The sequence below is a fragment of the Sphingomonas sp. genome (assembly GCF_045810705.1).
Lineage (GTDB): Bacteria > Pseudomonadota > Alphaproteobacteria > Sphingomonadales > Sphingomonadaceae > Sphingomicrobium.
Map to the genome: position 1 here is coordinate 389767 of NZ_JBJMVI010000019.1, position 24777 is coordinate 414543.

At 65.9% G+C, this 24777-nt stretch carries 28 protein-coding genes and 1 other RNA gene; 11 read left to right on the forward strand and 18 right to left on the reverse strand.

What is annotated here, in order from left to right:
* Positions 1-44 precede the first annotated feature (44 nt).
* A complete protein-coding gene (locus tag ACJ8FR_RS11495) occupies positions 45-680 on the forward strand; it encodes a carbonic anhydrase (RefSeq protein WP_407828758.1) in 636 nt (211 codons plus the stop codon).
* Positions 681-704: 24 nt separating this feature from the next.
* Here ACJ8FR_RS11495 and ACJ8FR_RS11500 read toward each other — a convergent pair whose 3' ends face one another.
* The gene (locus tag ACJ8FR_RS11500) at positions 705-1118 is read right to left on the reverse strand and encodes a hypothetical protein (RefSeq protein ID WP_407828759.1); all 414 of its coding nucleotides are present in this window, start codon (positions 1116-1118) and stop codon (positions 705-707) included.
* Positions 1119-1279: 161 nt separating this feature from the next.
* Here ACJ8FR_RS11500 and ACJ8FR_RS11505 point away from each other — a divergent pair, with 161 nt between their 5' ends.
* Both ACJ8FR_RS11505 and ACJ8FR_RS11510 read left to right on the forward strand, forming a co-directional pair.
* Positions 1280-2014, forward strand: coding sequence for an NYN domain-containing protein (locus ACJ8FR_RS11505; RefSeq protein WP_407828760.1), 735 nt, complete (start codon positions 1280-1282; stop codon positions 2012-2014).
* Between the two features lie 160 nt (positions 2015-2174).
* Positions 2175-2744, forward strand: coding sequence for a PAS domain-containing protein (locus tag ACJ8FR_RS11510; protein ID WP_407828761.1), 570 nt, complete (start codon positions 2175-2177; stop codon positions 2742-2744).
* 4 nt (positions 2745-2748) lie between these two features.
* On the opposite strand, the gene ACJ8FR_RS11515 is transcribed toward ACJ8FR_RS11510, so the two are convergent.
* The 8 genes from ACJ8FR_RS11515 to ffs form a co-directional block, all read right to left on the reverse strand.
* A complete protein-coding gene (locus ACJ8FR_RS11515) occupies positions 2749-3036 on the reverse strand; it encodes a DUF1905 domain-containing protein (protein WP_407828762.1) in 288 nt (95 codons plus the stop codon).
* A 255-nt stretch (positions 3037-3291) separates the two neighbouring features.
* Positions 3292-3873 carry a YdeI/OmpD-associated family protein gene (locus ACJ8FR_RS11520; protein ID WP_407828763.1) on the reverse strand — a complete coding sequence of 194 codons (582 nt, stop codon included), beginning with the start codon at positions 3871-3873 and terminating at the stop codon, positions 3292-3294.
* Between the two features lie 4 nt (positions 3874-3877).
* Positions 3878-4213, reverse strand: coding sequence for a GIY-YIG nuclease family protein (locus ACJ8FR_RS11525; RefSeq protein WP_407828764.1), 336 nt, complete (start codon positions 4211-4213; stop codon positions 3878-3880).
* 121 nt (positions 4214-4334) lie between these two features.
* Positions 4335-6005 carry an energy-dependent translational throttle protein EttA gene (ettA, locus tag ACJ8FR_RS11530; RefSeq protein ID WP_407828765.1) on the reverse strand — a complete coding sequence of 557 codons (1671 nt, stop codon included), beginning with the start codon at positions 6003-6005 and terminating at the stop codon, positions 4335-4337.
* A gap of 71 nt (positions 6006-6076) precedes the next feature.
* Positions 6077-7678, reverse strand: coding sequence for a long-chain fatty acid--CoA ligase (locus tag ACJ8FR_RS11535; RefSeq protein ID WP_407828845.1), 1602 nt, complete (start codon positions 7676-7678; stop codon positions 6077-6079).
* 64 nt (positions 7679-7742) lie between these two features.
* The gene (locus ACJ8FR_RS11540) at positions 7743-8066 is read right to left on the reverse strand and encodes a YbaB/EbfC family nucleoid-associated protein (protein WP_407828846.1); all 324 of its coding nucleotides are present in this window, start codon (positions 8064-8066) and stop codon (positions 7743-7745) included.
* Positions 8067-8076: 10 nt separating this feature from the next.
* Entirely contained in the window at positions 8077-9684 is a 1608-nt protein-coding gene (locus tag ACJ8FR_RS11545) for a DNA polymerase III subunit gamma/tau (protein ID WP_407828847.1), read from the reverse strand.
* Between the two features lie 58 nt (positions 9685-9742).
* An RNA gene (gene ffs / locus ACJ8FR_RS11550) (signal recognition particle sRNA small type) lies at positions 9743-9837 on the reverse strand.
* 90 nt (positions 9838-9927) lie between these two features.
* Between ffs and ACJ8FR_RS11555 the strand changes: the two genes are divergently transcribed.
* Positions 9928-10758: an EF-hand domain-containing protein gene (locus ACJ8FR_RS11555; protein WP_407828766.1), complete on the forward strand. Its 831-nt coding sequence runs from the start codon at positions 9928-9930 to the stop codon at positions 10756-10758.
* A 56-nt stretch (positions 10759-10814) separates the two neighbouring features.
* Positions 10815-11501 carry an EF-hand domain-containing protein gene (locus tag ACJ8FR_RS11560; RefSeq protein ID WP_407828767.1) on the forward strand — a complete coding sequence of 229 codons (687 nt, stop codon included), beginning with the start codon at positions 10815-10817 and terminating at the stop codon, positions 11499-11501.
* On the opposite strand, the gene ACJ8FR_RS11565 is transcribed toward ACJ8FR_RS11560, so the two are convergent.
* Genes ACJ8FR_RS11565 through ACJ8FR_RS11575 form a run of 3 tightly spaced genes read right to left on the reverse strand, consistent with a single transcriptional unit; the run spans position 11498 to position 14027 of the window.
* On the reverse strand, positions 11498-11833 hold the full coding sequence (locus tag ACJ8FR_RS11565; RefSeq protein WP_407828768.1) for a 2Fe-2S iron-sulfur cluster-binding protein: 336 nt from the start codon (positions 11831-11833) through the stop codon (positions 11498-11500). The genes ACJ8FR_RS11560 and ACJ8FR_RS11565 overlap by 4 nt on opposite strands.
* The gene (locus ACJ8FR_RS11570; RefSeq protein WP_407828769.1) at positions 11830-12948 is read right to left on the reverse strand and encodes a cysteine desulfurase family protein; all 1119 of its coding nucleotides are present in this window, start codon (positions 12946-12948) and stop codon (positions 11830-11832) included. The genes ACJ8FR_RS11565 and ACJ8FR_RS11570 overlap by 4 nt, the downstream gene beginning before the upstream one ends.
* The gene (locus tag ACJ8FR_RS11575) at positions 12945-14027 is read right to left on the reverse strand and encodes a cysteine desulfurase family protein (protein ID WP_407828770.1); all 1083 of its coding nucleotides are present in this window, start codon (positions 14025-14027) and stop codon (positions 12945-12947) included. The genes ACJ8FR_RS11570 and ACJ8FR_RS11575 overlap by 4 nt, the downstream gene beginning before the upstream one ends.
* A 98-nt stretch (positions 14028-14125) precedes the next feature.
* On the opposite strand from ACJ8FR_RS11575, the gene ACJ8FR_RS11580 reads away from it, so the two are divergent.
* Positions 14126-14809, forward strand: coding sequence for an alpha/beta hydrolase (locus ACJ8FR_RS11580; protein WP_407828771.1), 684 nt, complete (start codon positions 14126-14128; stop codon positions 14807-14809).
* Here the strand turns inward: ACJ8FR_RS11580 and ACJ8FR_RS11585 are convergent.
* Positions 14781-14948, reverse strand: a complete 168-nt coding sequence (locus ACJ8FR_RS11585; RefSeq protein ID WP_407828772.1) for a hypothetical protein — start codon at positions 14946-14948, stop codon at positions 14781-14783. The two genes, ACJ8FR_RS11580 and ACJ8FR_RS11585, sit on opposite strands and share 29 nt — an antisense overlap.
* Positions 14949-15000: 52 nt before the next feature.
* On the opposite strand from ACJ8FR_RS11585, the gene ACJ8FR_RS11590 reads away from it, so the two are divergent.
* The gene (locus tag ACJ8FR_RS11590) at positions 15001-15255 is read left to right on the forward strand and encodes a hypothetical protein (protein ID WP_407828773.1); all 255 of its coding nucleotides are present in this window, start codon (positions 15001-15003) and stop codon (positions 15253-15255) included.
* Here ACJ8FR_RS11590 and ACJ8FR_RS11595 read toward each other — a convergent pair.
* Positions 15252-16190: a threonine/serine dehydratase gene (locus tag ACJ8FR_RS11595; RefSeq protein WP_407828774.1), complete on the reverse strand. Its 939-nt coding sequence runs from the start codon at positions 16188-16190 to the stop codon at positions 15252-15254. The two genes, ACJ8FR_RS11590 and ACJ8FR_RS11595, sit on opposite strands and share 4 nt — an antisense overlap.
* A gap of 207 nt (positions 16191-16397) precedes the next feature.
* Here ACJ8FR_RS11595 and ACJ8FR_RS11600 point away from each other — a divergent pair, with 207 nt between their 5' ends.
* The 4 genes from ACJ8FR_RS11600 (at position 16398) to ACJ8FR_RS11615 (ending at position 19813) form a co-directional block, all read left to right on the forward strand.
* Positions 16398-17627 carry a type III PLP-dependent enzyme gene (locus tag ACJ8FR_RS11600; protein WP_407828775.1) on the forward strand — a complete coding sequence of 410 codons (1230 nt, stop codon included), beginning with the start codon at positions 16398-16400 and terminating at the stop codon, positions 17625-17627.
* 96 nt (positions 17628-17723) lie between these two features.
* Entirely contained in the window at positions 17724-18782 is a 1059-nt protein-coding gene (locus ACJ8FR_RS11605; protein ID WP_407828776.1) for a 1,9-bis(guanidino)-5-aza-nonane synthase, read from the forward strand.
* 124 nt (positions 18783-18906) lie between these two features.
* Positions 18907-19221, forward strand: a complete 315-nt coding sequence (locus tag ACJ8FR_RS11610; protein WP_407828777.1) for a hypothetical protein — start codon at positions 18907-18909, stop codon at positions 19219-19221.
* Positions 19222-19360: 139 nt separating this feature from the next.
* The gene (locus ACJ8FR_RS11615; protein WP_407828778.1) at positions 19361-19813 is read left to right on the forward strand and encodes an MAPEG family protein; all 453 of its coding nucleotides are present in this window, start codon (positions 19361-19363) and stop codon (positions 19811-19813) included.
* Here the strand turns inward: ACJ8FR_RS11615 and ACJ8FR_RS11620 are convergent.
* From ACJ8FR_RS11620 to ACJ8FR_RS11635, 4 genes are read right to left on the reverse strand one after another with little or no spacing between them, the layout of a single operon-like run.
* A complete protein-coding gene (locus ACJ8FR_RS11620) occupies positions 19803-20972 on the reverse strand; it encodes a class I SAM-dependent RNA methyltransferase (protein ID WP_407828779.1) in 1170 nt (389 codons plus the stop codon). The two genes, ACJ8FR_RS11615 and ACJ8FR_RS11620, sit on opposite strands and share 11 nt — an antisense overlap.
* Positions 20969-22327 (reverse strand): NAD(P)H-hydrate dehydratase, encoded by a 1359-nt coding sequence (locus tag ACJ8FR_RS11625; protein ID WP_407828780.1) that lies wholly within the window; start codon positions 22325-22327, stop codon positions 20969-20971. The genes ACJ8FR_RS11620 and ACJ8FR_RS11625 overlap by 4 nt, the downstream gene beginning before the upstream one ends.
* Positions 22328-22336: 9 nt before the next feature.
* Positions 22337-23149 (reverse strand): 4-(cytidine 5'-diphospho)-2-C-methyl-D-erythritol kinase, encoded by an 813-nt coding sequence (locus ACJ8FR_RS11630; RefSeq protein WP_407828781.1) that lies wholly within the window; start codon positions 23147-23149, stop codon positions 22337-22339.
* Positions 23146-24768: a tetratricopeptide repeat protein gene (locus ACJ8FR_RS11635; RefSeq protein WP_407828782.1), complete on the reverse strand. Its 1623-nt coding sequence runs from the start codon at positions 24766-24768 to the stop codon at positions 23146-23148. The genes ACJ8FR_RS11630 and ACJ8FR_RS11635 overlap by 4 nt, the downstream gene beginning before the upstream one ends.
* Positions 24769-24777 lie beyond the last annotated feature (9 nt).

The following is a 24777-nucleotide window of genomic DNA, read 5'->3' on the forward strand; positions in this document are numbered from 1 at the left end:
GCCGCCGCTTGCCACCCCCGCGCCGGGCACGCTAGCGGCGACAGATGCCGTATCTCACGCAGTTGATCGAAGGCTATCGCCGCTTCCGCGAGCACGACTGGGCGCACGAGCGCGCGCGCTGGTCGGAGCTCGCCGAGGGCCAGAGTCCCAAAGTGATGATCCTGTCGTGCGCCGACAGTCGGGTCGACCCGGCGCAGATTTTCGACGCGCGGCCGGGGGAGATGTTCGTCGTGCGCAACATCGCCGCGCTTGCGCCGCCCTACGAGACGACACGCGGCCATCACGGCGTCTCGGCCGCGCTCGAATTTGCGGTGACGCAGCTTGAGGTCGGCGAGATCATGGTCATGGGCCACGGCTTGTGCGGCGGCTGCGCGGCAGCGCTGACCGGCCAGTTCGACGATGCCGGACATGGCGAAGGCCATTTCATCGCCGATTGGGTCGGGATGCTGAGCGCCGCGCGCGACCAGGTCCGAGCCCATCATCACCACCTCGACAGCGACGCCTTCCTCGAGATGGAGCGCGAGGCCGTGAAGGTCAGCCTCGCCAATCTGCGTACCTTTCCGTGGATCGCGGAGCGCGAGCGCGCCGGCGAGCTCGAGCTGCATGGCGCCCATTTCTCGGTCGCCGAAGGTCGCTTGTACGTGCTCGACGAGGCGGAAGGTGAGTTCCGCCCCGTCTAGCAGTTCAACAGCCGGAAAGCGCGATTAGCAGCGGGTGTTATAGTTGTAGTGCGGCTGTCCGTATTGGTCGACGTAATAGCAATAGCCGCGTGTATCGCGATAATATTGCCGACCGTTGATGCTCGCGCCGAGCACGCCGCCAAGGATCGCACCGGCGACCGCGCCGCCGACCGCGCTTCCGCCGAGCGCCCGGCTGGCGATCGCGCCGCCAACCGCGCCGACGGCAGCACCGGCCGCAACGTTCGAGCCGTTCGTGCCGTTGCCGTAATAGCCGTTGTTGTAGCCGTAGCCGCTGTTGTAGCCGTTATTGTAATAACCGTTGTTGTAATAGCCGTTGTTATAGCCGTACGGATCGTAGCCGTACTGGTTCGGATATGTCGTGCAGCCGGTCGCCGCAATGCTGGCGGCGAGGACTGCCGCAAGACCAAGCTTCCTCATCGTCCCGTCCTTCCTCAACTCGCCCCCTGTAACCGACATTAGTGCTCCAAGCGGCTTTTCGTTCCGGCAGTGATCATCTGCGGTTCAGCTTGAGACGGCCCGAGCGCCGGACGGTGGTCAATCCGCGACGCCGCGCTACAGGAGTGCCGAAAGGATTCGGAATGCGCGACCGCGACCGCTTGCCCGAGCAGGAAGCCAATATCGCCTTGCTGATCGACGCGGACAATGCCTCGCCCGAGCATCTCGACGAAGTGCTGCTCGTGCTCGGCGAGCTCGGAACGATCAACATCCGCCGCGCTTACGGCAATTGGTCGAAGGCGAGCCTGAAGGGCTGGAGCGCGCAGACCGGACCGCATTCGATCATCCCGATGCAGCAGTTCGATGTGGTCAAGGGCAAGAGCGCGACCGACATGCGCATGACGATCGATGCCATGGACCTGCTCTACCGCGGCAATGTCGACGGCTTCGGAATCATGTCGTCGGACAGCGATTTCCTGCCGCTCGCCCAGCGAATCCGCGAGGACGGGCTTCCGGTTTACGGCTTTGGCACGGCCAAGACCCCGGTTTCGTTCCAGCAAGCCTGCACCCGTTTCTTCGACGTCGGCGCGCTGGCCATGAATGATGAGGAGCAGCTCGAACAGCCCAAGGCCGCGGCCGGCACGCGCCCGGTCGATACCGAGCTGCTGCAGGTGCTCGGCGCAGCCTACAAGGCCTCGAAGCGCGACGAAGAGGGTTACACACCGCTCTCCGAGCTCGGCCAGCGCGCCAAGGCCGTGTCGAGCTTTGCCGCGCGCAACTTCGGCTACACCCGCCTGTCCGACCTCATCCGCGCCGTGCCCAATTTCGAGGTCAAGACCGGCGACGACGGCCGCCTGCTGGTCAAGCGGCTGCGCTAGGCGGCCGGCTGTGGATTGATCGTCCACAGAAATTTCGGAGCCGTACCGAGTCTTCCACTGTGCTCTAGCCGACACACGCGGCTAGTTTCTGTTCGATGGGGGAACAGGGCCGTGTGGAGGACCGTTCTGCCACGCGAGCTGGGTTGGAAGATCACGATTCATGTTGGTTGGCCAAAATCCAGAACAGATTCTGGACACTGCGCTTGATGCTTTGTCGAGCCTCTCAAATTGGGAGTCCGTGCTCGACGAGCTTCCGGCGCCGATCTACATCACCGACCCCGATGGCGCGGTAACCTACTGGAATCGCGCCTGCGTAGAATTCGCGGGCCGCGAGCCGCAACGCGGTCGCGACCGCTGGTGCGTCACCTGGAAGATCTACTCGGCGACCGGCGAGTTCATGCCCCACGATCAATGCCCGATGGCCGACGCGATTCGCGGCCAGCGCGTGATTAGAGACGCGGTTGCGATCGCCGAACGCCCCGACGGCAGCCGCGTCGCGTTCCGGCCCTATCCCACACCCTTGTTTGACGGCGACGGCAACATGACGCGCGCTGTAAACATGCTGATCGACGTGACTCGGGAGCAGAGCGAAGCGCTCTCGCTTCAGGCCGAGCGCTGCCGCCGCCTCGCCGGTGCGCTCTACAGTCGCGAAAGCGAAATCGTTCTCCAAAAAATGGCCGAAGGCTTCGACCGCGCCGCGGCCGAGCTTCGCGGCGTGAACGACAACTAAGCCGTCAAAGCAGCTCCAGTTCGACCGTGACCTGGTCGCCGGCGGCAATGTCCGCCTTGCGCCGAACGTCGGCCTTCACCGGCAGGAAATAGCCGCCGCTCTTCACCGGGAACACCGAGGTGCGCCAGGTGACACCGTTGACGGTCACCTCGACCCGCGCCGACTTGAAGCCGCGCATGCTCGCCAGGCAGTGCGCGCGGATCTCGTCCGATTGCTCCTCGGGCACGGTGACGAAATGCCAGCTGCCGCTGTCGCCGCTCCAGAGCTTGAGGGGCACGGTGACGGTGATCATAGGCGACACTCGTGCTCGCCCGTCCCCCGGACAGGCTGCGCGCGACATTCGTGCTCGCCCGTCCCCCGGACAGGCTGCGCGCGACATTCGTGCTCGCCCGTCCCCCGGACAGGCTGCGCGCGAATGTTCCCAATGTTCACGGTGATGGCGACGTTCGGGCTCATCTTCTCACCGCCATTTCCGGTGCTGCGGGGCTGAGTTCACGAATTCAAAAGAGCCGCAGGATTGCTGACAAATGAAATCCTAATTTGCCAGTCATTTCTTCTGCCAGTCGTAGCCGGGGATCCGCTCGCCCTTCGCGCTGACCTCGATCAATATGGCCAGGCGCCTGGCCCGCGTCTCCGGTTTCTTGGCGCTGGTGATCCAGTGGAGCACGACCTTGCGGTAGCCAGACGGCCGCTTCTCCCAATCGGCCCACGCCGTCTTGTCGCTGCGGAGCTGCTTTTCCTCGGCCTCCGTCAGCGCCTTCTGCTCATTCTCGTAAGAATAGAGCCCGCTCTTGTGCTTGTTCTGCTCATAGGCGCCGACGCCGCGAAGGGTCATGTGACCCGAAGTGGTAAGCGCCTCGTAGCGCGCGAGGTTGACCCTGCTCCAGATGCTGCCTTTGCGCCGAGGCGTGAAGCGAATGGTGTAGGCGTCCTCGCCCAGGGATTTGCGGATGCCGTCGATCCAGCCGAAGCACAAAGCCTGGTCGCGCGCCTGCGGCCAGTCGATCGAAGGCTTGCCGCTGCTTTTCTTCCAGAAGCCGACGAGCAACTCGGGCGCGGTCTCGTGATTGGCCTCGAGCCAACGGCGGAAGTCGGCTTCGGTGGGGAAGAAGGTGGGTTGCAGCGCCATGCCGTCATCCCGGCCTTGAGCCGGGATCCACCTTCTTGATCAGCGAGTTAAATCCGAAGTCTTGTGCCAAATCACGCCAAGTTGGGTTGTTGCGCTCGACCAGGTCGATTTTCCAGCTGCGGTGCCACCGTTTGATTGATTTCTCGCGGCTGATCGCTCCGTGCATCGTTTCATGCACTTCGAACCAAACGAGCCGCTTGACCCCATATCGAGAAGTGAAGCCCTTGGTGACCTCTTCGCGATGCTGCCAGATGCGACCTAGTAAATTCGACGTGACTCCGGTGTAAAGCGTACCGTGAAAGCCGCTTGCGAGAAGGTAGACGCAGGGCGTGCGCTCCATTGCCACAGTGGAAGAGAAGGTGGACCCCGGGTCAAGCCCGGGGTGACGAACGAAGCTCATGGCGGGCGCGAGATCCCACTAAGTGTGAGACTGCTCAGCTACCTTAACAACGATGTCGGGATTACCGCGTCAATTTCCGGTACGTCATCCGGTGCGGGCGCGTCGCTTCCTCGCCCAGGCGGCGGACCTTGTCTTCTTCGTACGCTTCGAAATTGCCCTCGAACCAGGTGACCTCGCCGTCGCCTTCGAACGCGAGGATGTGGGTCGCCAAGCGGTCGAGGAAGAAGCGGTCGTGGCTGATGACCACCGCGCAGCCGGCGAAATTCTCGAGCGCGTCCTCGAGCGCGCGCAGGGTCTCGACGTCGAGGTCGTTGGTCGGCTCGTCGAGCAGCAGCACGTTGCCGCCGTCCTTGAGCATTTTCGCCAAGTGCACGCGGTTGCGCTCGCCGCCCGACAATTGCCCGACCTTCTTCTGCTGGTCGGGGCCGCGGAAGTTGAACGCGCCGACATAGGCGCGGCTGTTGAGCTCGTGCTTGCCGATCTTGATCACATCGACACCGTCGCTGATCTCCTCCCACACATTGTGCTTGGCGTTCAGCGCGTCGCGTGATTGGTCGACATAGCCGAGATGCACGGTCGGCCCGACCTCGACCTCACCCGTGTCGGGCGTCTCCTGGCCGGTAATGAGCTTGAACAGCGTCGTCTTGCCGGCGCCGTTGGGGCCAATGATCCCGACGATCCCGCCCGGCGGCAGGCTGAAGCTCAAATTCTCGAACAGCAACTTGTCGCCGTACGACTTGGTGAGGCTCTTGACCTCGATCACTTTGCCGCCGAGCCGCTCAGGCATCTGGATCAGGATTTCGCCCTTGGTCGGCGCGCGGTTCTCCTGCGCCTCCACCAGCTGGTCGAAGGCCTTGATGCGTGCCTTGGACTTGGCCTGGCGGGCCTTGGGCGAGCGCCGGATCCACTCCAGCTCGTCGGCGATCGCCTTCTGCTTGCCGGCTTCTTCGCGCTCCTCCTGCTGGAGCCGTTTCGACTTCTTTTCCAAATAGGTGGAGTAGTTTCCTTCGTAGACGTAGTAGCGGGCGCGATCGAGCTCGAGGATCCAATTCACGACATTGTCGAGGAAGTAGCGGTCGTGGGTGACGAGGATGACGTTGCCCGGATAGTCGACCAAATGCTTCTCCAGCCACTGGACGCTCTCGGCGTCGAGGTGATTGGTCGGCTCGTCGAGAAGCAGGATGCCGGGCTTTTCCAGCAGCAGCCGGGTCAGCGCGATGCGCCGCTTCTCGCCGCCGGACAGGTTGGTGACGGATGCATCGCCGGGCGGGCAGCGCAATGCATCCATCGCGATCTCGAGCTGATTGTCGAGGGTCCAGCCGTCGACCGCGTCGATCTTCTCCTGGAGCTCGCCCATTTCGGTCATCAGCGCGTCGAAGTCGTCGCCCGGGTCGGCCATTTGCGCCGAGATGGCGTTGAACCGGTCGAGCATGTCGGCGACCGGGCGCACCCCGTCCATGACATTCTCCCTGACGGTCTTGCTCGGGTCGAGCTGCGGCTCCTGTTCGAGATAGCCGACGCTGATCCCCTCGCCCGGCCAGGCCTCGCCGGTGAATTCCTTATCGCGCTGCGCCATGATCTTCATCAGCGTCGACTTGCCCGATCCGTTCGGACCGACGATGCCGATCTTGGCGTCCTGGTAGAATTGCAGGTGGATGTTGTTGAGGATGGGCTTCTGGCCCGGGAAGGCCTTGGTCAGGCCCTTCATCACAAAGCTGTATTGGGCGGCCATGGGGTCGCGGATGTCCTTCGGGAAAGTGCTGGAAGAGTTGCCGGCCAGTTAGGCGTTCGGGCGCGGTTTTTCTAGTCGCGGCCGACCATCGCATGCGCGGTCGCGAAGCGGTAATCGCGATACTGGTCGCGCAAATCCTTTTTGCTGAGCTTGCCCGTGGCCGTATGCGGCAACTCGTCGACGAACTCGATCGCGTCCGGGAGCCACCATTTGGCGAGCTCCTGCGATAGATGGGCCCTGATCTCGCCTTCGCTCACCCGGCTGCCATCGGAGCGCACGACAAGCAGCAATGGCCGTTCGTCCCATTTGGGGTGCGGGATGCCGATGGCCGCGGCCTCCGCGACTCCGGCGCAGCCAATCGCCGCATTCTCAAGATCGATCGAGCTGATCCACTCACCGCCCGATTTGATCACGTCCTTGGCGCGGTCGGTGATCTGGATCGATCCGTCGGGATGGATCGCGGCGACATCGCCGGTGTCGAGCCACTGGCCCTCGCTGCATGCATCTTCATCGTGCTTGAAGTAGCGGCGGAGGACGGCGGGTCCGCGCGTCTGCAGCCGGCCCGAACTGACCCCATCGCGCGGCAGGACCTTGCCGGAGTCGTCGACGACGCGGAGCTCGACCCCGAACATCGAGCGCCCGGCGCGGGTCATATAGTCGACCTGCTCGTCGTCGCTCATCGAATCCCAGTTGGGCGGCGGCGCGCCGATCGTGCCGACTGGCGACATCTCGGTCATGCCCCACAGATGATTGACGTGGACGCCGCGCTTGCGGAACCAGCGAATCGTCGCTTCGGGCGCCGCGGAGCCTCCGATGATCACCAGGCGCAGCGCGCCCAGCGAGGCGCCGGTCCGCTCGACATGGTCGATCATGCCCAGCCAGACGGTCGGCACGCCGGCCGAATGGGTAACCCCTTCTTCGTTGAACAGCTTGCACAGATGTTTGGGGACATTGTCGCCGCAGATCACCAGCTTGAACCCCGCGATTGCCGCCGCATAAGGAATGCACCAGCTGTTGGCATGGAACATCGGCACCACCGGAAGCATGACCGAGCGGGCCGATACGTCGAAGCAATCGGGGGCGATGATCGACATTGCGTGGAGCACGGTTGAACGATGCTCGTACAGCACGCCCTTGGGGTTCCCGGTCGTCCCGCTGGTGTAGCACAGGCCGCACGGGTCGCGCTCGTCGCCCTCGGCCCAGGCATAGTCGCCGTCCTCGGCATCGAGCCATGCGTCGAAATCGCTCTGGAAGCAGATGTAATGCTCGACCGTCGCCAGCCGCGGCTTCAGCCGCTCGACGAGCGGCTCAAACGCTTGGTCGAAGAGGATCACTCGGTCCTCGGCGTGGGTGATGATGTAGGCGAGTTGATCGTCGAACAGCCGCGGGTTCAAGGTGTGAAGAACGCCGCCCATCCCGGCCACCCCGAACCAGGCGGCGAGGTGCCGGTCATGGTTCATTGCCAGCGTCGCGACGCGGTCACCCGGCTTGATGCCAAGCCGCTCAAGCGCCTGCCCCATCCGCCGCGCGTCGTGCGCGAGGTTCTTCCAGTTGGTTCGGACAATGGTTCCATCGGCACGCGCCGCGACGATTTCGCGGTTACCGTGCTCGCGCTCGGCATGGTCCATCAACCGCATGATGCGGAGCGGAAAATCCTGCATTGCGCCGAGCATGCCCATCAGCGCGTCTCCCCCAAGGAGCGCGCATCATGCCGCAAAAACAGGGCCGCGGAAACGGCTAGAAGGGCAGCTTGAATCCCGGCGGCAGGGGCAAGCTGCTCTGCATCTTTTGCATCTCGCCCGCCGCGGCGGCATCGGCCTTGGTGCGCGCATCGTTGATGGCGGCCGCGACCAGGTCCTCGAGCATCGTCTTCTCGGACGGCGCAAGCAGGCTTTCGTCTATCTCGACGCCGAGGATTCGGCCCTTGGCGGTGGCGTGGACCTTGACCAGTCCGCCGCCCGCGGCGCCCTCGACCTCGATCTGGTCGAGATTATCCTGCGCCTTCTGCAATTCGGCTTGCGCGCTCTGCGCCAGCTTCATGATCTCGTCGAAATCAGGCAATTCGGGCATGTCAGCCGCCTCTGGTTGGAAAGGTTTCGAGCTCCGCGTCGGGGAAAGCGTCCATCACCGCGCGCACGTTGGGATCCGCAAGCACGTCAGCGCGAACGCGCTCCTCGGCCATTTTCTCCTGGTCGAGCAACGAGGGTTCGCCGGGTTCGTCGGCGAACGACACCTTCCACACGGTTCCCGTAATCGACTTGAGCTCCAGTGCCAGCTCGCGCGGCCAATCCCCGCCGAGCGGCTTGGACGGCCTGACGATCAGTTCGGGCGGCGCGTAGCGCACCAGGCCGACCTGGTCATGAAGCTGGACGGCGAGATTGTGTCTGCCGCTCCGTTCGAGCAAGCGGATGAGTGCCGGGAAATCGGCTGGCAGCTGGGCGTTGGCACCAGATGGTTTGCTGGCCGGCGCGGACGACGTCGGGGCGGCGGTCCCGTCGCCGGTAAGCTTCGCGACTAGCGAAGCCGGGTCCGGCATGTCGGCGGCGTGGATCAGCCTGAGCAAGGCCATCTCCGCGGCTTCGCGCGGGTCGGGGGCGACTTCGACGTCCTGCAGGCCCTTGAGCAGCATCTGCCAAAGCCGGTGGATCAGGCCCCACGAGAGCTGCCGTGCCATTTCGGCGGCGCTTTCGCGTTCCTCCGCGCTGAGCATGGCGCCCGCATTCGTTCCGACCTTCGCCCGCGTGGCCGAGTGCAGCGCCTCCATCAGCCCACGCAGCAATTGGGTCGGGTCGATCCCGAGGTCATGCGCTTCGTCGAGCTCGGCGAGCGCGGCGGTTGCGTCGCCCGAAAGGACTAGCTGCAGCAGCCGGCGGATTCGGCCGCGGTCGGCGAGGCCGAGCATGTCCCGCACCTGGTCGGCGGTGACGGCGCCCGCGCCGTGGGCGATCGCCTGGTCGAGGATCGAAAGGCCATCGCGGGCCGAGCCTTCCGCCGCGCGCGCGATCATGCCCAGTGCTTCGGGATCGACCTCGACCTCTTCGGCTTTCGACACCTGCGCGAAGTGGGCCACGAGCTTCTCCGCGGGGATTCGCCTCAGGTCGAATCGCTGGCACCGCGACAGCACGGTCACCGGCACCTTGTTCACCTCGGTCGTCGCGAACAGGAATTTCACGTGGCTTGGCGGTTCCTCGAGCGTCTTCAGCAACGCATTGAAAGCCGCCTTCGACAGCATGTGGACTTCGTCGATGATGTAGATCTTGTAGCGCGCACTGACCGAAGCGTAGCGCACCGCGTCGATGATCTCGCGGATGTCGTCGATGCCGGTGTGGCTGGCGGCATCCATCTCGATCACGTCGATGTGCCGCCCTTCACTGATCGCGCGGCACGGCTCGCATACGTTGCAGGGGTCGATCGTCGGCCCACCCTGCCCCTCTGGCCCGATGCAGTTCAGCGCCTTGGCAATCAGCCGCGCGGTCGAGGTCTTTCCCACGCCGCGTACGCCGGTCAGCAGGAACGCATGGGCTACGCGCCCGCGATCGATCGCGTTGGCAAGAGTCTTCACCATTGCGTCCTGGCCGATGAGCTCGGCGAAGGTCTGCGGTCGGTACTTGCGCGCAAGCACGCGGTACGGCGATGCCGCGGCCGGCGTTGCGGGCTCCTCGGGAAGGTCGAGGCCCAATGCGGGCGATTCGTCGTCGGTCACAACAGCGGTTTAGGGGGAGAGGCTCGCCAATGCGAGCGGTGGAAGCCGACGACCCGGCACGAAATCGTTGTGGCTGCTTCCTTCCGGATCTGACCAGGTTGGCGACAGCGCCGTCCGCCGACTTCCAGTCGCGCATATGGGCGATGGCCCTCCGCCATGCAAGTTGAGGCGACGTCCGCACGATTTCATGTGCCATTCACTTCCCAGCAAGCCGCCGCAATGCTTGACTTGGAGATGGTGATGGTCCCCTTCCTGCTCATGCTCGCATCGAGCGCCGCCCAGGCGCCCGCAACGGCCCCCGCTCCGCCGCCCGTCCCTCCCTTCGCCTCGCGCCATGGCGGGCGTCTGTTCATCAGCCCAATGGGCGAGCCGTTCCGGCCTCGCGACCGCAGCGATGACGGCCTCGCCGATTGGTTCGCGCAAGCCGACCGCAACCATGACGGCCGATTGACCCTCGATGAGATGCAGGGCGATGCCGAGCGCTTCTTTGCGCTTCTCGACGTCAATCACGACGGCGAAATCGATCCCGACGATATAAGTCGCTACGAAGAAGTCATCGCACCCGAGATCCGGAGCGGCGGCGGCTTCGCAATGGATCTCGGACCGGCGCCCGAGAGCAGCGGCGAAGGCGAGCGCGGCGGACGCGGCGGATATGGCGGCGGCGGTCATCGCGGTGGCGGCGGAGGCGGTCATCGTCCGGGCGGGGGCGACGGCAGAGGCGGCGGCGGCGGTGGTCACCGCGGGAGCTTCCACGCCCGGGGCGGCGACGAGAGCCACCAGGGCGCCAGTCGCTATGGCCTGCTCGACCTTCCCGAGCCCGTCGTTTCGGCCGATGCCGACTTCAACCGCGGCGTCTCGCTATCGGAGTTCAGGCAGGCGGCAGCGCAACGCTTCATCGCGCTCGACCTCGATCATCACGGCTATTTGACCCTTCCGGCGCTAGCGAGTGTCCGCCCTGCACCGGCGGCGCAGCCCAATCGGAACGTGACACCGGGGTCGCCGCCACCGAGTGACGACAGCCAGTCCTACCAACCACCAGCCTACAAATGACCTCAACCATCGATTGGCGCGCCCACTGCGCGGGCCTTTTCGTAAGGTGTCTGCCCGTGTTGCTCGTTGCAGCAGCGCCGGCCGAGCGGCCGATCAACGTCGTCGGACACGCCTGGGCTCCGTTCATCAGCCCGATGGGCGAACCGTTCCGCGCGCGCACCGCGACCGACGACACGCTCGCCCGCTGGTTCGACCAGGCCGACCGCAATCATGATGGGCAAATCACCCCCGGCGAAATGCAGGCCGACGCCGATCGCTTCTTCGCCACGCTCGACAGCGACGGAGACGGCGAGATCGGACCGGAAGAGCTGATCCACTACGAATGGGAGCTCGCGCCCGACATCCAGCTCAGTTCGCGACTCAGGCGCCGTCCCGGGGAAGCTGCGCCAGCAAAGGCCGCTGAAGACGGCGAACAGCTTGCGAAAGATCGGCGCTACCGCCGTGGCGACGGTGAGCCTGACTCGCTGTCCGGCCTTCAAGGCGCAGCGCGGTACGGGTTGCTCAACATGCCCGAACCAGTTGCCGCGGCGGACGCCGACTTCAACCGCACCATTTCCCGCACCGAGTTCCAACAGGCGGCCCTGGCGCGTTTCCAGTTACTCGACTCGGACCGTCGCGGAGCACTCACGCTCGATGCGCTTCAGGCAAAGTGGACGATCGTGCTTGGCACCCTGCACCAACGCAAGCGCCAGAAGGAGTCGGTCGACCCGCGGGTCGCCGTGCCGGTTCCCCTCGACCGCTAGCGCCCCATCCAGTTGCGCGCCTCTGGCGGCACCCGCACAGTCAAGGACTTCATGTTCTCGGTCAGGATGATCTGGCAGGCGAGACGCGAAGTGTGCGTCGCGTGCGCCGCGAGGTCGAGCAGATCCTCCTCCTCGTCGCTGGCCGGCGGGAGCCGCTCGAAATCCTCCGCTTCCACGATCACGTGGCAGGTCGAACAGGCCATAACGCCCTCGCAGGCGCCTTCGAGCGGCTGACCCGCCGTCCAGGCGACGTCGAGCAGCCGCTGACCCGGCGCCGCGTCCACTTCTTTGTCGAGGGTTCCGTCAGCCTTGAAGAAACGCACCAGGGTCACGCGTCGAGTTTCTCCTGCGCGACCGCATGCGCCGCGATCCGCCGGCACGCATCGACCAGCTCTTGCTGCGTCGTATAGCGGCCGAAGCCGAGCCGGATCGACGAGCGCGCCGCGCGATAGTCGAGCCCGAGCGCGCGAAGCACATGGCTCGGCCGTCCGGAGCCGCTGGCGCAGGCGCTGCCGAGCGAGAAGGCAACATCGCGCAGATCCGCAATAAGCCGAGCCGCATCAACGCCTTCGCGCCGAATGTTGAGATTGCCTTTGTAGCGGTGGCCAACGCTTCCGTTGACGATCCAGCCGGGGCCCAGCGCATGAACGGCGGCGTTCCACAGCTTTTGGACATGGTCGTAGTCGAGCGTGCAACGCTCGTCGGCGAGCCTGGCCGCCGCGCCGAAGCCGACGCACAGCATCGGCGACAGCGTGCCGGAGCGCAGCCCCTGCTCCTGCCCGCCGCCATGTATCAACGGCGCGGGCTCACTGCCCTTTCGCATCCACAGCGCGCCGATGCCCTTCGGTCCATGGATCTTGTGCGCGGAAATGGCGATCAGGTCGGGTCCCTTGCATACGTCGACGCGGCCGAATGCCTGGACGGCATCGGACATCATCAGGGCTCCGGCCTTGTGAACCATGTCAGAGATCGCGCTCACCGGATGCCTGACCCCGATCTCGTTGTTGACCATCATGACCGCGACAAGCAGCACGCGTTCGTCCAGCTCCCGCTCGAACAGGTCGAGATCGAGACACCCGTCGAGAAGCACCGGAAGGACCGTGAGGTCGACTCCGCGTCCGGCGAGCCACTCGCACGTGTCGAGGACGGCCGCATGCTCGGTCGCGACCGTGATGATTCGGTTCCTGCCCTTCGGCGCTTTCTCGACCGTGCCCTTGAGCGCCCAGTTGATCGCTTCGGTGGCGCTGCCGGTGAAGGCCAGGCTTCCGCCCTTCGCCCCGAGCGCCTTCTCGACCTGCTTGCGCGCAACCTCGATCGCCGCTTCGGCCTCGTTGCCCCAACGCGAAGGCGAATGCGGGTTGGCGTATTTTTCCTCGATCCACGGCTGCATCGTTTTGGCGACTTCCGGCGCGACTGGCGTGGTCGCCTGGTAATCGAGGTAGATCATGCCGCCTCGGCTTTCGCCAGCGACCCGATCCGACGCCACTCCGTGGTAAATCGTTCGATGTCCGCTTCGCTGGTCGTCGGGCCGAAGCTGACGCGGATCACCGATCCGGCAATATTTTCAGGGATGCCCATCGCGGCGAGGACCCGGCTCGGCTTCATGCTTCCCGACGAACAGGCGCTGCCCGCCGACACCGAGATACCGGCCAGGTCGAGCTGGACCAGCTGGCTCGCGCTCGCGACACCGGGCATCGCATAAGCGCCGATCGTCGCGATCCGCGGCGCCTCGCTGCCGATGACGATCCCCCCCGCGCTTCTAATCTCCTGCTCGAGCATCGCGCGCAGCAACACCAGCCTCGGCAGCGCGTCAGCGAAGGTATGCGACGAGAGCGCCGCCGCCATCCCCGCAACCGCCGGCCAATTCTCGGTCCCGCGCCGATAGCCGCGTTCTTGCCCGCCGCTCGGCTGAAGCGTTGCGAGGTCGCGGACGAGCAACGCTCCGACACCCGGCGGCCCGCCGAGCTTGTGCGCCGAGACCGCGATGAAATCCGCTTCCGGAAGCGCGGTCTTGCCGGCGCCCTGCGCGCAATCGGCGAGCAGCAACGCGCCGGCCTCGCGAACCACCTCCTGAATGTGCTCAATCGGCTGAACGACGCCCGTCTCATTGTTGACGAGCTGAATCGCGACCAGCGCCGGCCCCTTTACGAGCTCGGCCCGGAGCGCGGCGACGTCGATCAGGCCGTTCCCGTCGACGGGCAACATGGTGGCCTGCTCGCCCATGGCGGCAATCACCACGTCGTGCTCGGTCGGTCCGACAATCCGCCTTTCCGCCCTGGCCCGCGCTGCGGCGATCTGCACCGCTTCGCTGGCGCCGGAGGTGAGGATGACGTCATGACGCCAGGCGAGCGCGTCCGCGATCGAGCGGCGCGCGCCTTCGAACGCGGCGCGCGCGGCGCGGCCGTCGGCATGCGGTGAGCTCGGATTGGCCCAGTGCTCCATCGCGGCGGCGACAGCCGCTCGAGCCTCGGGCAGGATCGGCGTCGTCGCCGCATGGTCGAGGTAAAGGCGCTCCGCTGAGCTCAAAACAGCCGAATTCCTGCCAATTGCCACCTGAATGCCCAGCCCTATATAGGAGCCGACGCTGCCGCGCACCCGCGAGCAGCACCTTCATAAGCGAGCACATGCCCGAAGTCATTTTCCCCGGCCCGGAGGGGCGCCTCGAAGGACGTTTTCATCCCGGCACTCGTCCGCGCGCACCGGTCGCACTGATCCTGCACTCGCACCCGCAGGCCGGCGGCACGATGAACAACAAGATCGTCCAACTGCTCTATCAAACCTTCGTCAGGCGCGGCTTCGCGACGCTCCGGTTCAATTTCCGCGGCGTCAACAAGAGCCAGGGCGTGTTCGACAACGGCATCGGCGAGCTGTCCGACGCCGCGTCCGCGCTCGACTGGGTGCAGTCGATCCACCCCGAGGCCGAGACGACCTGGGTCGCGGGCGTCAGCTTCGGCGCCTGGATCGGGATGCAGCTGCTGATGCGGCGCCCCGAGATCCGCGGCTTCATCTCGATCGCGCCGCCGGCCAACATGTACGACTTCAGCTTCCTCGCCCCCTGCCCCTCATCGGGCATCATCATCCAAGGCGAAGCGGACGAGGTGGTCACGCCGAGCGCGGTGCAGAAGCTGGTCGACAAGCTCCGCACGCAGCGGCACATCACCATCAACCACGACCTCATTCCCAACGCGAACCACTTCTTCGCGAACGAGCTCGACCTGCTGATGAAATCGGTCGACGATTATCTCGACATGCGGCTCGCGACCGACCCGATCAAGCCGGCTATACCGTCCAGATCATCACGTTCGTGACGATCACCAGCGCGGCGACGATCATCAGCGCGCCGCGCACCCGCGTTTGACCGCGACGCACGAGGCTGAGGCCGCCGCCAAGCAGCACGAACGCAGCAATCATCGCCGCGGTCATCGCAACTGACGGGAATTTATCCATTTCCGGCGCCGAGTTTCATCAAGACTTAACCAACATCGGTCAAATTGCGGCAATGCCGAAGGTGGACCAGCAGGCGCGCCTCGACGAGGCGTTCGAGCGGATCGAGGAGACGATCCTGCCGTGCATCGCGATGATGCTCGATACGCTGATCGACGCATCCGAATCGGTTGCCGAGAATGAGCGGCGCTTCCTTGCGGCGGAATTGAAGACGCTCGCCGCCGAGCTCGAGGAGCTGACCAAGGCCGTCGAGCGCTCCAGCCCCGCGCACGTCGAGCCAGGCGAATATCGGGCCCGCAGCGTCGGCTAATCCCGTTCGCCGATGATCCGCGCGTGAAGCGCCGGATCGATATTCCCGCCAGACACGACCACGACCGTATCCTCTTTCGGCTCGAGCTTGCCTGCGATCAGCGCCGCGAGCGCGACGGCCGCGCCCGGTTCCACCACCAGGTCATGCCTTTCCCACGCAAAGCGAATGGCCTTGGCCACTTCGGCATCGCTCACGGAAAGGGCGCGGGCATGGCGTTCGCGCAGGATGCCGAAGGTGATCGGCGACACCAGCGGCGTCTGGATCGCATCGCAGAACGTGTCGGGCGCGTCGGCCGCCACGGGCACGATCGCGCCAAGCTCGAGCGAGCGCCCCATGTCGTCCCAGCCTTCGGGCTCGACGACGACGATCTCGGCCTCGGGCACGGCGAGCGCGATTCCCGACGCCAGGCCGCCGCCGCCGCACGGAATGACGATGCGCGCCGGCGCGCGGCCGAGCTGCTCGACGATCTCGAGGCCCGCGGTGCCCTGCCCGGCGACGATCGCCGGATCGTCGAAGCTCGGCACGACGGTCGCCCTAGTCTCGGCCGCGATGCGCGCCGCAATCGCCTCGCGGCTCTCGTTTCGGCGGTCGTAGAAGATGATCTCGGCGCCCTCGCCGCGGGTGCCTTCGATCTTCACCTGGGGCGCGTCCGCCGGCATGATGATGATCGCGCGAATGCCGAGCCGCCGCGCGGCTATCGCCACGCCGCGCGCATGGTTGCCCGATGAAAAGGCGACGACGCCGCGTTCCCGCTCCTCCGGCGACAGCTGGAGCAGCCGGTTGGTCGCGCCCCTCAGCTTGAACGAGCCGCCGGTCTGCAGGCATTCGCACTTGAGCCAAACGCGAACGCCCGCGACCTCGCTCTCGATCAACGGGGTGTGCTGGACGAGCTCGCCGATCCGCCCTGCGGCGCCGAGGACGTCCTCGCGACTCACTTTCGTCGATTCGGTTAAGTGTTTGATGTTGCTACCCTTTCGACGAAGCGTTGCAAACGAATGACAAAAAGCGGGGAATTGGCGATGCGGGTCCAAAAAACCTTTACTTAAGGATATCCCCTTCATATATCGCGCTCCCGCTGCCCCATGGGACTTCCAACCGCAAGGCAGCTTTATGTTGAACAAGCCTGTTGGAGGTCCCTTGAGTTGCACAAGCATCATCGCGCGCTGGGGCTAGCGTCCGCCCCGACCGGCAGCCGGGGGGCTGCCGCTATCGCCATGTTGAAACCGGTTCAGCCGGTCACACTGCTTCGTCCGCACGCTGCGCGTCGCGCCGCCCGCTTCTTCGTCGAGAAGTTCCCTGGGCGCTCGCTCTATGCGGTCAAGGCGAACCCGTCGCCCGACCTGCTGCAAATCCTCTGGGACGCGGGCGTCACCCATTATGACGTGGCCTCGATCAGCGAGGTCCGGCTGGTCCACGAAACGCTGCCCGAGGCGGTCATCTGCCTGATGCACCCGGTGAAGGCCGAGGAAGCGATCGGCGAGGCCTATTTCGAGCATGGCGTGAAGACGTTCAGCCTGGATACGATCGAGGAGCTCGACAAGATCGTTCGGGCGACCGCCACCGACGGCGTGCCCGCGACCGACCTCAACCTGCTGGTCCGTATCCGCGTAAGCTCGGACCACGCCAAGCTCAGCCTCGCATCGAAGTTCGGCGCCGACCCGCGCGATGTCGCCACCCTGCTGTTCGCCGCCCGCCAGGCGGCCGATGCGCTCGGCATCTGCTTCCATGTGGGCAGCCAGGCGATGACTCCGGCAGCGTTCGCCGAAGCGATGGCGCGCGTCCGCGACGCGATCGTCGAGGCCGCGGTCACGGTCGACATCGTCGATGTCGGCGGAGGCTTCCCCTCGTCCTATCCCGGCATGGAGCCGCCGCCGCTCGAAACCTATTTCGCCGTGATCCACCAGGCGTTCGAGGCGCTGCCGATCAGCTATTCGGCCGAATTGTGGTGCGAGCCCGGCCGGGCGCTGTGCGCCGAATATGCGAGCGTGCTCGTCCGCGTCGAGAAGCGCCGCGGCGACGAGCTCTACATCAACGATGGTGCTTACGGCGCCCTGTTCGACGCCGCGCACATCGGCTGGCGCTATCCGGTGCGGCTTGTCCGGGCCGAGGACTCGCACGTTCGCCCGATGAACTTCAGCTTCTACGGCCCGACCTGCGACGACCTCGACCGCATGGCTGGACCGTTCGAGCTGCCCGCAGACGTCGGCGCCGGCGACTATATCGAGGTCGGCATGCTCGGTGCCTATGGCTGCGCGATGCGCACTCAGTTCAACGGCTTCGGCGTAACCGACTCGGCGATCGTCGATGACGAGCCGATGGCGAGCCTTTACGGCGCCGCCGAACCCACTCGGTCGAACGTCGTGAAGCTGTAATTTGATCGTGCTCCGGCGTAGGCCGGAGCCCAGCGCAACAGAGAAGAGTCTGGGCCCCTGCCTCCGCAGGGGCACCGGCCGCATTTGGAGCATGAAATGAACGAGGAAACCAAGGTCAACGACACGCGCAAGCGCGAGCTGCTGGCGACCCCGGTCGAGCATATCGACATCACCAAGTATGACGCGCGCCCGATCGTCGACGCGATGGGCAAGATGAGCTTCACCAGCCGCGACCTGTCGCGGGCAACGAAGATCTACAACACGATGCTCGAGGACCAGAGCTGCTCAATCATCCTGGTCATCGCCGGCTCGACCTCGGCCGGCGGCTGTATGGACCTCTATGCCGAGCTGGTCCGCTCCAATATGGTCGATGCGATCGTCGCCACCGGCGCTTCCATCGTCGACATGGATTTCTTCGAAGCGCTTGGCCACAAACACTACCAAGCCACTGAAGTCCCTGACGATGATACGCTGCGGTCGCTCTATATCGACCGCATTTACGACACGTACATCGATGAAGAGCAGCTGCAGGATTGCGACCATACGATCGGCGCGATCGCCGACAGCCTCGAGCCGCGGCCGTACAGCAGCCGCGCCTTCATTCGCGAAATGGGCAAGTGGCTGAGCGAGGGCAACGCCAAGAAGCCCGGCAGCCTGGTCCAGCTCGCCTACGAGCATGATGTGCCGATCTTCTGCCCTGCGTTCGTGGACAGCTCGGCGGGCTTCGGCCTCGTCAAGCATCAGGTCGAGCGGATGAAAGCAGGCAATCCGTACATGGTGCTCGACGCGATTGCCGACTTCCGCGAGCTCACCGACATCAAGATCAAGGCCGGCACCACCGGCCTGCTGATGATCGGCGGCGGCGTGCCGAAGAACTTCACCCAGGACACGGTCGTCTGCGCCGAGATCCTCGGGCACGACGACGTCGAAGTGCACAAATATGCGGTGCAGATCACTGTCGCAGACGTGCGCGACGGCGCCTGCTCCTCCTCGACTCTTCAGGAGGCGGCTAGTTGGGGCAAGGTCTCGACGGCGATGGAGCAAATGGTGTTCGCCGAGGCCACCTCGGTGCTGCCGCTGCTGGCGAGCGACGCGTGGCACCGCGGCGCCTGGCGCAACCGGGCGAAGCGCCGCTTCGCCAAGCTGTTCGATTGAAGGATAGGCTGACGCTCGGGCTTCGGCGCGGCTCAGTTCGGCGCGTCGATGCAACACGAAGGCCGATGTGACGTTGTAACCGCCGACAGGGAGTGCCCGTTAGGACGCCCATGGAGGTTATCCGATGTCGAAGACATTGATTCTGCTGGCGGCGGGAGCGAGCGCGCTGATCGCCACGCCCGCCGACGCACGCCACCGCCATCATCATCATCGCTATTACAGCTACGGTTACCGTTACGCGCCTTACCGTTACGCATACTCCAGCTACGCCTATCGCCGCCCCGCCTACCGGACCTACAGTTACGCCTATCCGAGCTACAATTATTCCTACCCGAGCTACGGCTATTCGTATCCGGGGTACGGATATTCACCGTACTCCTCCGGTTACAATCCGTACGGTTATTCAACCTACGGCTATGGCGTCCGCTGGCCCTGGTAGATCGGTCGCCCAACCGTTTGGCTCGGGCTGACCTGAGTCGGCGCAGCCCAGCCAGCCGAATCGCAAGCGGCGCCACGGACGATTGCCAAGCGTAACAAACTGACGCACCCTCCTCCCCCTCACTCGGGGGAGACCGCTCATGCAGTACAGTCCGATACTGGCGCCGGTCGTGGCGCTCGTCGCGTGGACGATTCTCGTCATGCTGTGGATGGCCATTACTCGCTTTGCCGAGTTCAGGCGTTTGGGAATCACACTTTCGAACATTCCGCCCGGCTCGCGCGGAGCCGACCTCGAAGGCCGCGCGGACCCGCACGCGCAGTGGAAGTCCCACAACTACATTCACTTGATGGAGCAGCCGACGATTTTCTATGCGATCGCGCTAACTCTCGCGCTGATGAATTTCGGGGGCGGCATCAATTACTGGCTGGCGTGGGGTTATGTCGGCTTCCGAATCCTCCACAGCCTGGTGCAGGCGACGATCAACATCGTTGCGATCCGCTTCCCGATCTTCCTGCTCGCGAGCCTGTGCCTGATCGGCCTGACGACGCACGCGGGCCTGAGGATCCTGCACGATTGCGGCATTATCGGCTGAAGGCGGCCGCGAGCTCGACATGGGTCGACCAGCGGAACTGTCCGACGGGTTGGACCCAGTCGAGCCGATAACCGCCGTCGGTCAGGGACCTGGCATCACGGGCAAAGGTCGCCGGGTTGCAGCTGACGTAGGCGACGCGCGCCACTGTTGAGGAAGCAAGCTCGGCGACCTGTTCGGCGGCGCCGGCTCGCGGCGGGTCGAGGACGACGCTCTCGAACCGCTTGAGCTCGCTGGTGTCCAGCGGGCGGCGATACAGATCGCGGTGCTCGATGGTCGTGGCCGGTGCGGCGCGCTTCAGTGCCCCCGCCGCGTCGCGCGAGGCTTCGGCGGCATAGATCGCGCTCGTCGACAGCGCGAATGTGCCGAGCCCGGCGAACAAATCGGCGACCGCAGCCACGCCGCCGACCGCTTCCTGGACGCTCAGGATCAGCTCGGCCTCGCCATCCTCGGTCGGTTGCAGGAATGCGCCTTGCGGAAAGCCGACCCGTACGCCCGACAAGGTCACGCTCGCCGGCTGCGGCTCGAACAGCGCCTCCGGCCCGAGACCGCGGTCGACGCTGAGCCGCGCCAGGTCGTGCGCGGTTGCGAACGACGTCAACTGCTCGATCTCCGCGAGCCTGCCGGCGGGAACCCCCTTGATTCGCATGTCGACGCCGCCATCGATCAGCGTCAGCTGGATTTCGCCGATGCGCTTGGGCTGAAGCATCGCGGCGAGCAGGTTCCGCAGTGGCGCGACCAGAGCGAACAGCTCGGGCCTTAGGATGTGGCACTCATGCATGTCGACGATGCGGTGCGACATTTCGGCGTTGAAGCCGACCAGTACGCCCGAACCGGCCTTTAGCGCCTTGAGGGTCGCGCGCCGCCGGCTGCATGGCGGCGACAGATGCGGCTCGCGGATCTGGGTCGTGAGCCCATGCTGCTGCAGCGCCGTCTCGATCCGCGACACGAGATAGCCGCGGTACGCCTCGTCATCCGCATGCTGGAGCTGGCACCCGCCGCATTCGGGGAAATGCCGGCACGGCGGCTCCTGATGATGCGGGCCGTAGGCGAGCGCGCCATCGTCGAGTAACGCGTCGCCGGGGACGCCGAAGGGCACGTGGCGCCCGCTTTCCGTGACCCCGTCCCCGCGCGCGGCAATACGAACGACGAGCTCGTTCACAAGGCGGCGATGGCCGCGGGGATCGCGTCGGTGAGATCGTCGGCGATCAGCTGCGGCCCGGCAATCTCAGCAGCGCGGCCGTGCAGCCACACGCCGGCGCACGCCGCCTCGAACGCGGACAATCCGCGCGCCCGCATCGCGGCGATCAAGCCGGCGAGCACGTCGCCGGTCCCCGCGCTCGCCAGCCACGGATGTGCTCGTGGCGCGAACCCGATCCGCCCATCAGGCGCCGCGACGAGCGTGTCCGGGCCCTTGTAAACCACGACCGCGCCCGAACGCCGCGCGGCCTCAATCGCGCGCTCCGGCTTGGTCCCCGCGATCTCGCCGAACAAGTTCCTGAATTCGCCCTCGTGCGGCGTGAGGATCGTATCCTGGCCCTTCAGCCGCTCCGGCTCGCCCAGATGGGTGATGCCGTCGGCATCGATCACCTTGGGCGCGCTCGACGTCAGCGCGAGCGTCAGCACCTGCGGCGCATCGCCAAGCCCGGGACCGACCAGCAGGCAGCCGATGCGCTCGTCATTCACCGGCGCCGTGTCGATCTGGACCACCGCCGCTGGGAGTCCGTCGATCGGCCGCGAGGTGCTGACCCGAACATAGCCCGCCCCTGCCCTCGCCGCTGCCTTGGCGGCAAGCGCGATCGCTCCTGGCATCGCGCCGGCAAGCGCGTGGACCAGCCCGCGGTCGTACTTGTGCCCGCCCGGATCGAGCGGCGGAAGCCCAGGCGGTGCGATCTCGTGCCACTCGGTCGACGCCGCAATTCCGATGTCGGCGAGCACGATCCGACCGCATTTGTGCATCGCCGGATGGAGCAAATGCGCCGGCTTCAGGGCGCCGAAGGTCACCGTCATGTCGTAATCGTGCAGCGGGTTGAGCAACGCGCCCGAGTCCGTCTCGACCCCGCTCGGCAGGTCGCAGGCGATCGCCACGGCCGCCTCGTGCACCAGCTCGGACAAGAGCAGGCTCACGGATTCGTCGAGACCGCGCGTCAGGCCTGTCCCGAACAGCGCATCGATCAACAGCGGCCATCCTCCGGTGTCGGCGGACAGCTGCTCCACCTCGCCTGTCCACTGTGCCCGCGCCGATTTCGCCGACTCGCTCTTGGGCTCGGACAAAGCGGCGACGCGGACCGAAACGCCGCGCTCGGCGAGGTGGCGCGCCGCGACATAGCCATCGCCGCCGTTATTCCCCGGTCCGCACAGGATCAGCGCGGGCTTGGGCCCCGCGAACCGATAAGCCGCCTCCGCCAGCCCCGCCCCTGCCCGCTCCATTAGCTGCTCGACGCTCGTGCCGGCATCGATTGCCGCCTGCTCGGCGGCGCGCATCGCATGCGCGGTGAGGATCGGGCGGCGGTTCATCCCGCGCACCTAGCGCAGGAACGTCGCCAGATGCCACCATTCGCGCGGCACCGCGTATGCCGCCGCGTCGCACGCTCCCTCATCGTCGAACAGCGCGAAGCAGGTCGCGCCCGAGCCCGACATGCGCACGAAGCTCGCCCCGGGCCGCGTCCCCAACCACGCCAGCACCGCTTCGATCTGCGGCACCAGCGCGATTGCCGGCGTCTCGAGATCGTTGCGCCCTTCGCGCCACCCTCCGAGCGGCCCGAAGTCCTCTCCATCCCAGCGACCGAACACATCGGCCGTCGACAGCTGCACGCGAGGGTTCACCAGCAGCACGGGTGCCCCGGAGCCATGCGACAGATCGATCGGAGTAAGCTTGTCGCCCGCCCCTTCGCCCCGCATCGGTACGCTCAGCAAGCACGCAGGCACGTCGCTGCCGAGTTCCGGCGCGACCTCCTGCGCGTGCTTCGGATCGATCTGCCACAACGACGTCAGCAACCTCAGCGCCGCCGCCGCATCGGCCGATCCGCCGCCGATCCCCGAAGCAATCGGCAAGCGTTTGTCGAGCGTGAGCGCGGCGCCACGCTCGCAAGCTGCCGCCGCGGCAAGCGCCCGCGCGGCTTTCACCACCAGATTCTCTTCACGGTTGCCGAGCCCGCCGGCGAAGGGCCCGGTGACCTCGAGCGAAATGGTATCGGCGGATGCCGCGCTGAGCCCGTCGCCATCGGTGCAGAATGCAAACACCGTCTCGATCGCATGGCAGCCGTCGGGCCGCTTGCCTCTGACGTGCAGCGCGAGATTGAGCTTCGCCGGCGCGATCTCGCGGGCTGGCGTCGTCAAGGCGCGGCGTTGGCCGGAGTCAGCCCGCCCGCCAGCTTGGCCTTGACCCGCGCGGCGGTCTCGTCCTCCGCCGTCACCAGCGATGCATTCCAAGCGTATCGCGCCTCGTAGCGGCGGCCCGAGCGGTACAGCGCGTCGCCCAGATGCTCCTGGATCTCGGCCTCCGCCGGATCCTTTTCGGCGGCGTGCTGAAGCGTCACGATCGCCTCGCCAACCTTGCCGCGCTTGAACTGGGCCCAGCCCAGCGAATCGGTGATCGACCCCTCGTCAGGCGCAAGCTCGCTGGCCTTGCGGATCATTGCTTCGGCTGCGTCCACATCCTCGCCGCGCTCGAGCTTGGCGTAGCCGAGGAAGTTGAGCAGCAGCGGCTGGTCGGGCGCGAGCGCGAGCGCCTGCTGGAGCGACGCCCGTGCTTCGGGCCAGCGCTTGGCCTCCTCGAGCGCGCTCGCCCGCAGCAGCAGCAGCGACCACAATTGGCTATCGAGCTTCTGCGCCTGCGCAAAGGCGATCGCACGACCGTAGGCGTCGGCGGCTTCGTTGTGCCGCTTCATCGATTCCAGCACTTCGCCGAGCCGCGAAAGGTCGCTGACGTCGGCGTTTGGGGCCGCGGCCGCGCTCGCGGCGACCTGGTAGGCTTCGTTGAAATTCTTGTTGTCGCGAAGAATGCGGGTCTGGACGTCGCGGACTTGCGAAATCAACGCGTCGCTGGGGGAAACCGAACGCAGTAGGGCCAGTGCCTCGTTGCTCCGGCTCTGCCCGGCAAGCAAAAGAGCGAGCAGAGCGGTCGCGCTGCTGTTCTGGGGGTTGGCGTAGCGCGCGACCTGCACCAGCCCGATCGGAGGCGTTCCCCGCTGCAGTCGCAGCAGATCGCCGACAAACGCCATCAGCACCTCGCTCAGCGCCTCCGGGAGATTATCGATGCCCTGGCCGCTCAGCTTGCCGGCGGCGATGCGCTGTCGCGCCGCGGCTTCGCCCACGCCCATTCCCTCGACGATCATCAACGCGCGTGGCCGGTCGCCTGCTGCCAGGAATCCGTCCGCGAAGGCGAGCCGGAGCCGCGTCTCGCGCGCGCCTGCGCGGCCCACCGCCTGCCGCGCGAGCGGCTCAGCCTCGGCGGTTCGCCGGAACTTCAGCAGGATGAACGCCCGTTCCTCTGCATTGATCGGCGCGAGCAGGCTGGTTGCCGGAATCTGGTCGAACGCCGCGAGCGCCTGCTGCTCGTTGCCGCGGTCCGCTGCCGCCCAGGCGTTGATCAGTGGAGTGAGGAACGACAGGTCGCCGGTTTCGCCACTCGCCGCGAGCCACGGCAGCGCCCGCTCGGGGTGGCGCCGCCGGATTTGCTCCGTGGCGAGCAGCAGCCGCGCATCGACCGGCAGCTTGGTCGCGGGCACGTTGCGCGCGAGGCCGAGCGCCAAATCCATCTGGCCGGCGCCGATCGCCTCGCTCAGCGCCTTGCGCGCAATGTCCGACTGATCCGGCTGCGCCTGCGCCAGCGCGGCCAGCAGCTGCGCCGCCCGCGCATGATCGCCGCTCATCGACGCTGCCCGCGCCTCGACATAGGTGCGCGCCGCATCGGACAGGCTGAGCCGCGCCAGCGCCGGCGACGAGCTCAGCGCCAAGGCCGCAAC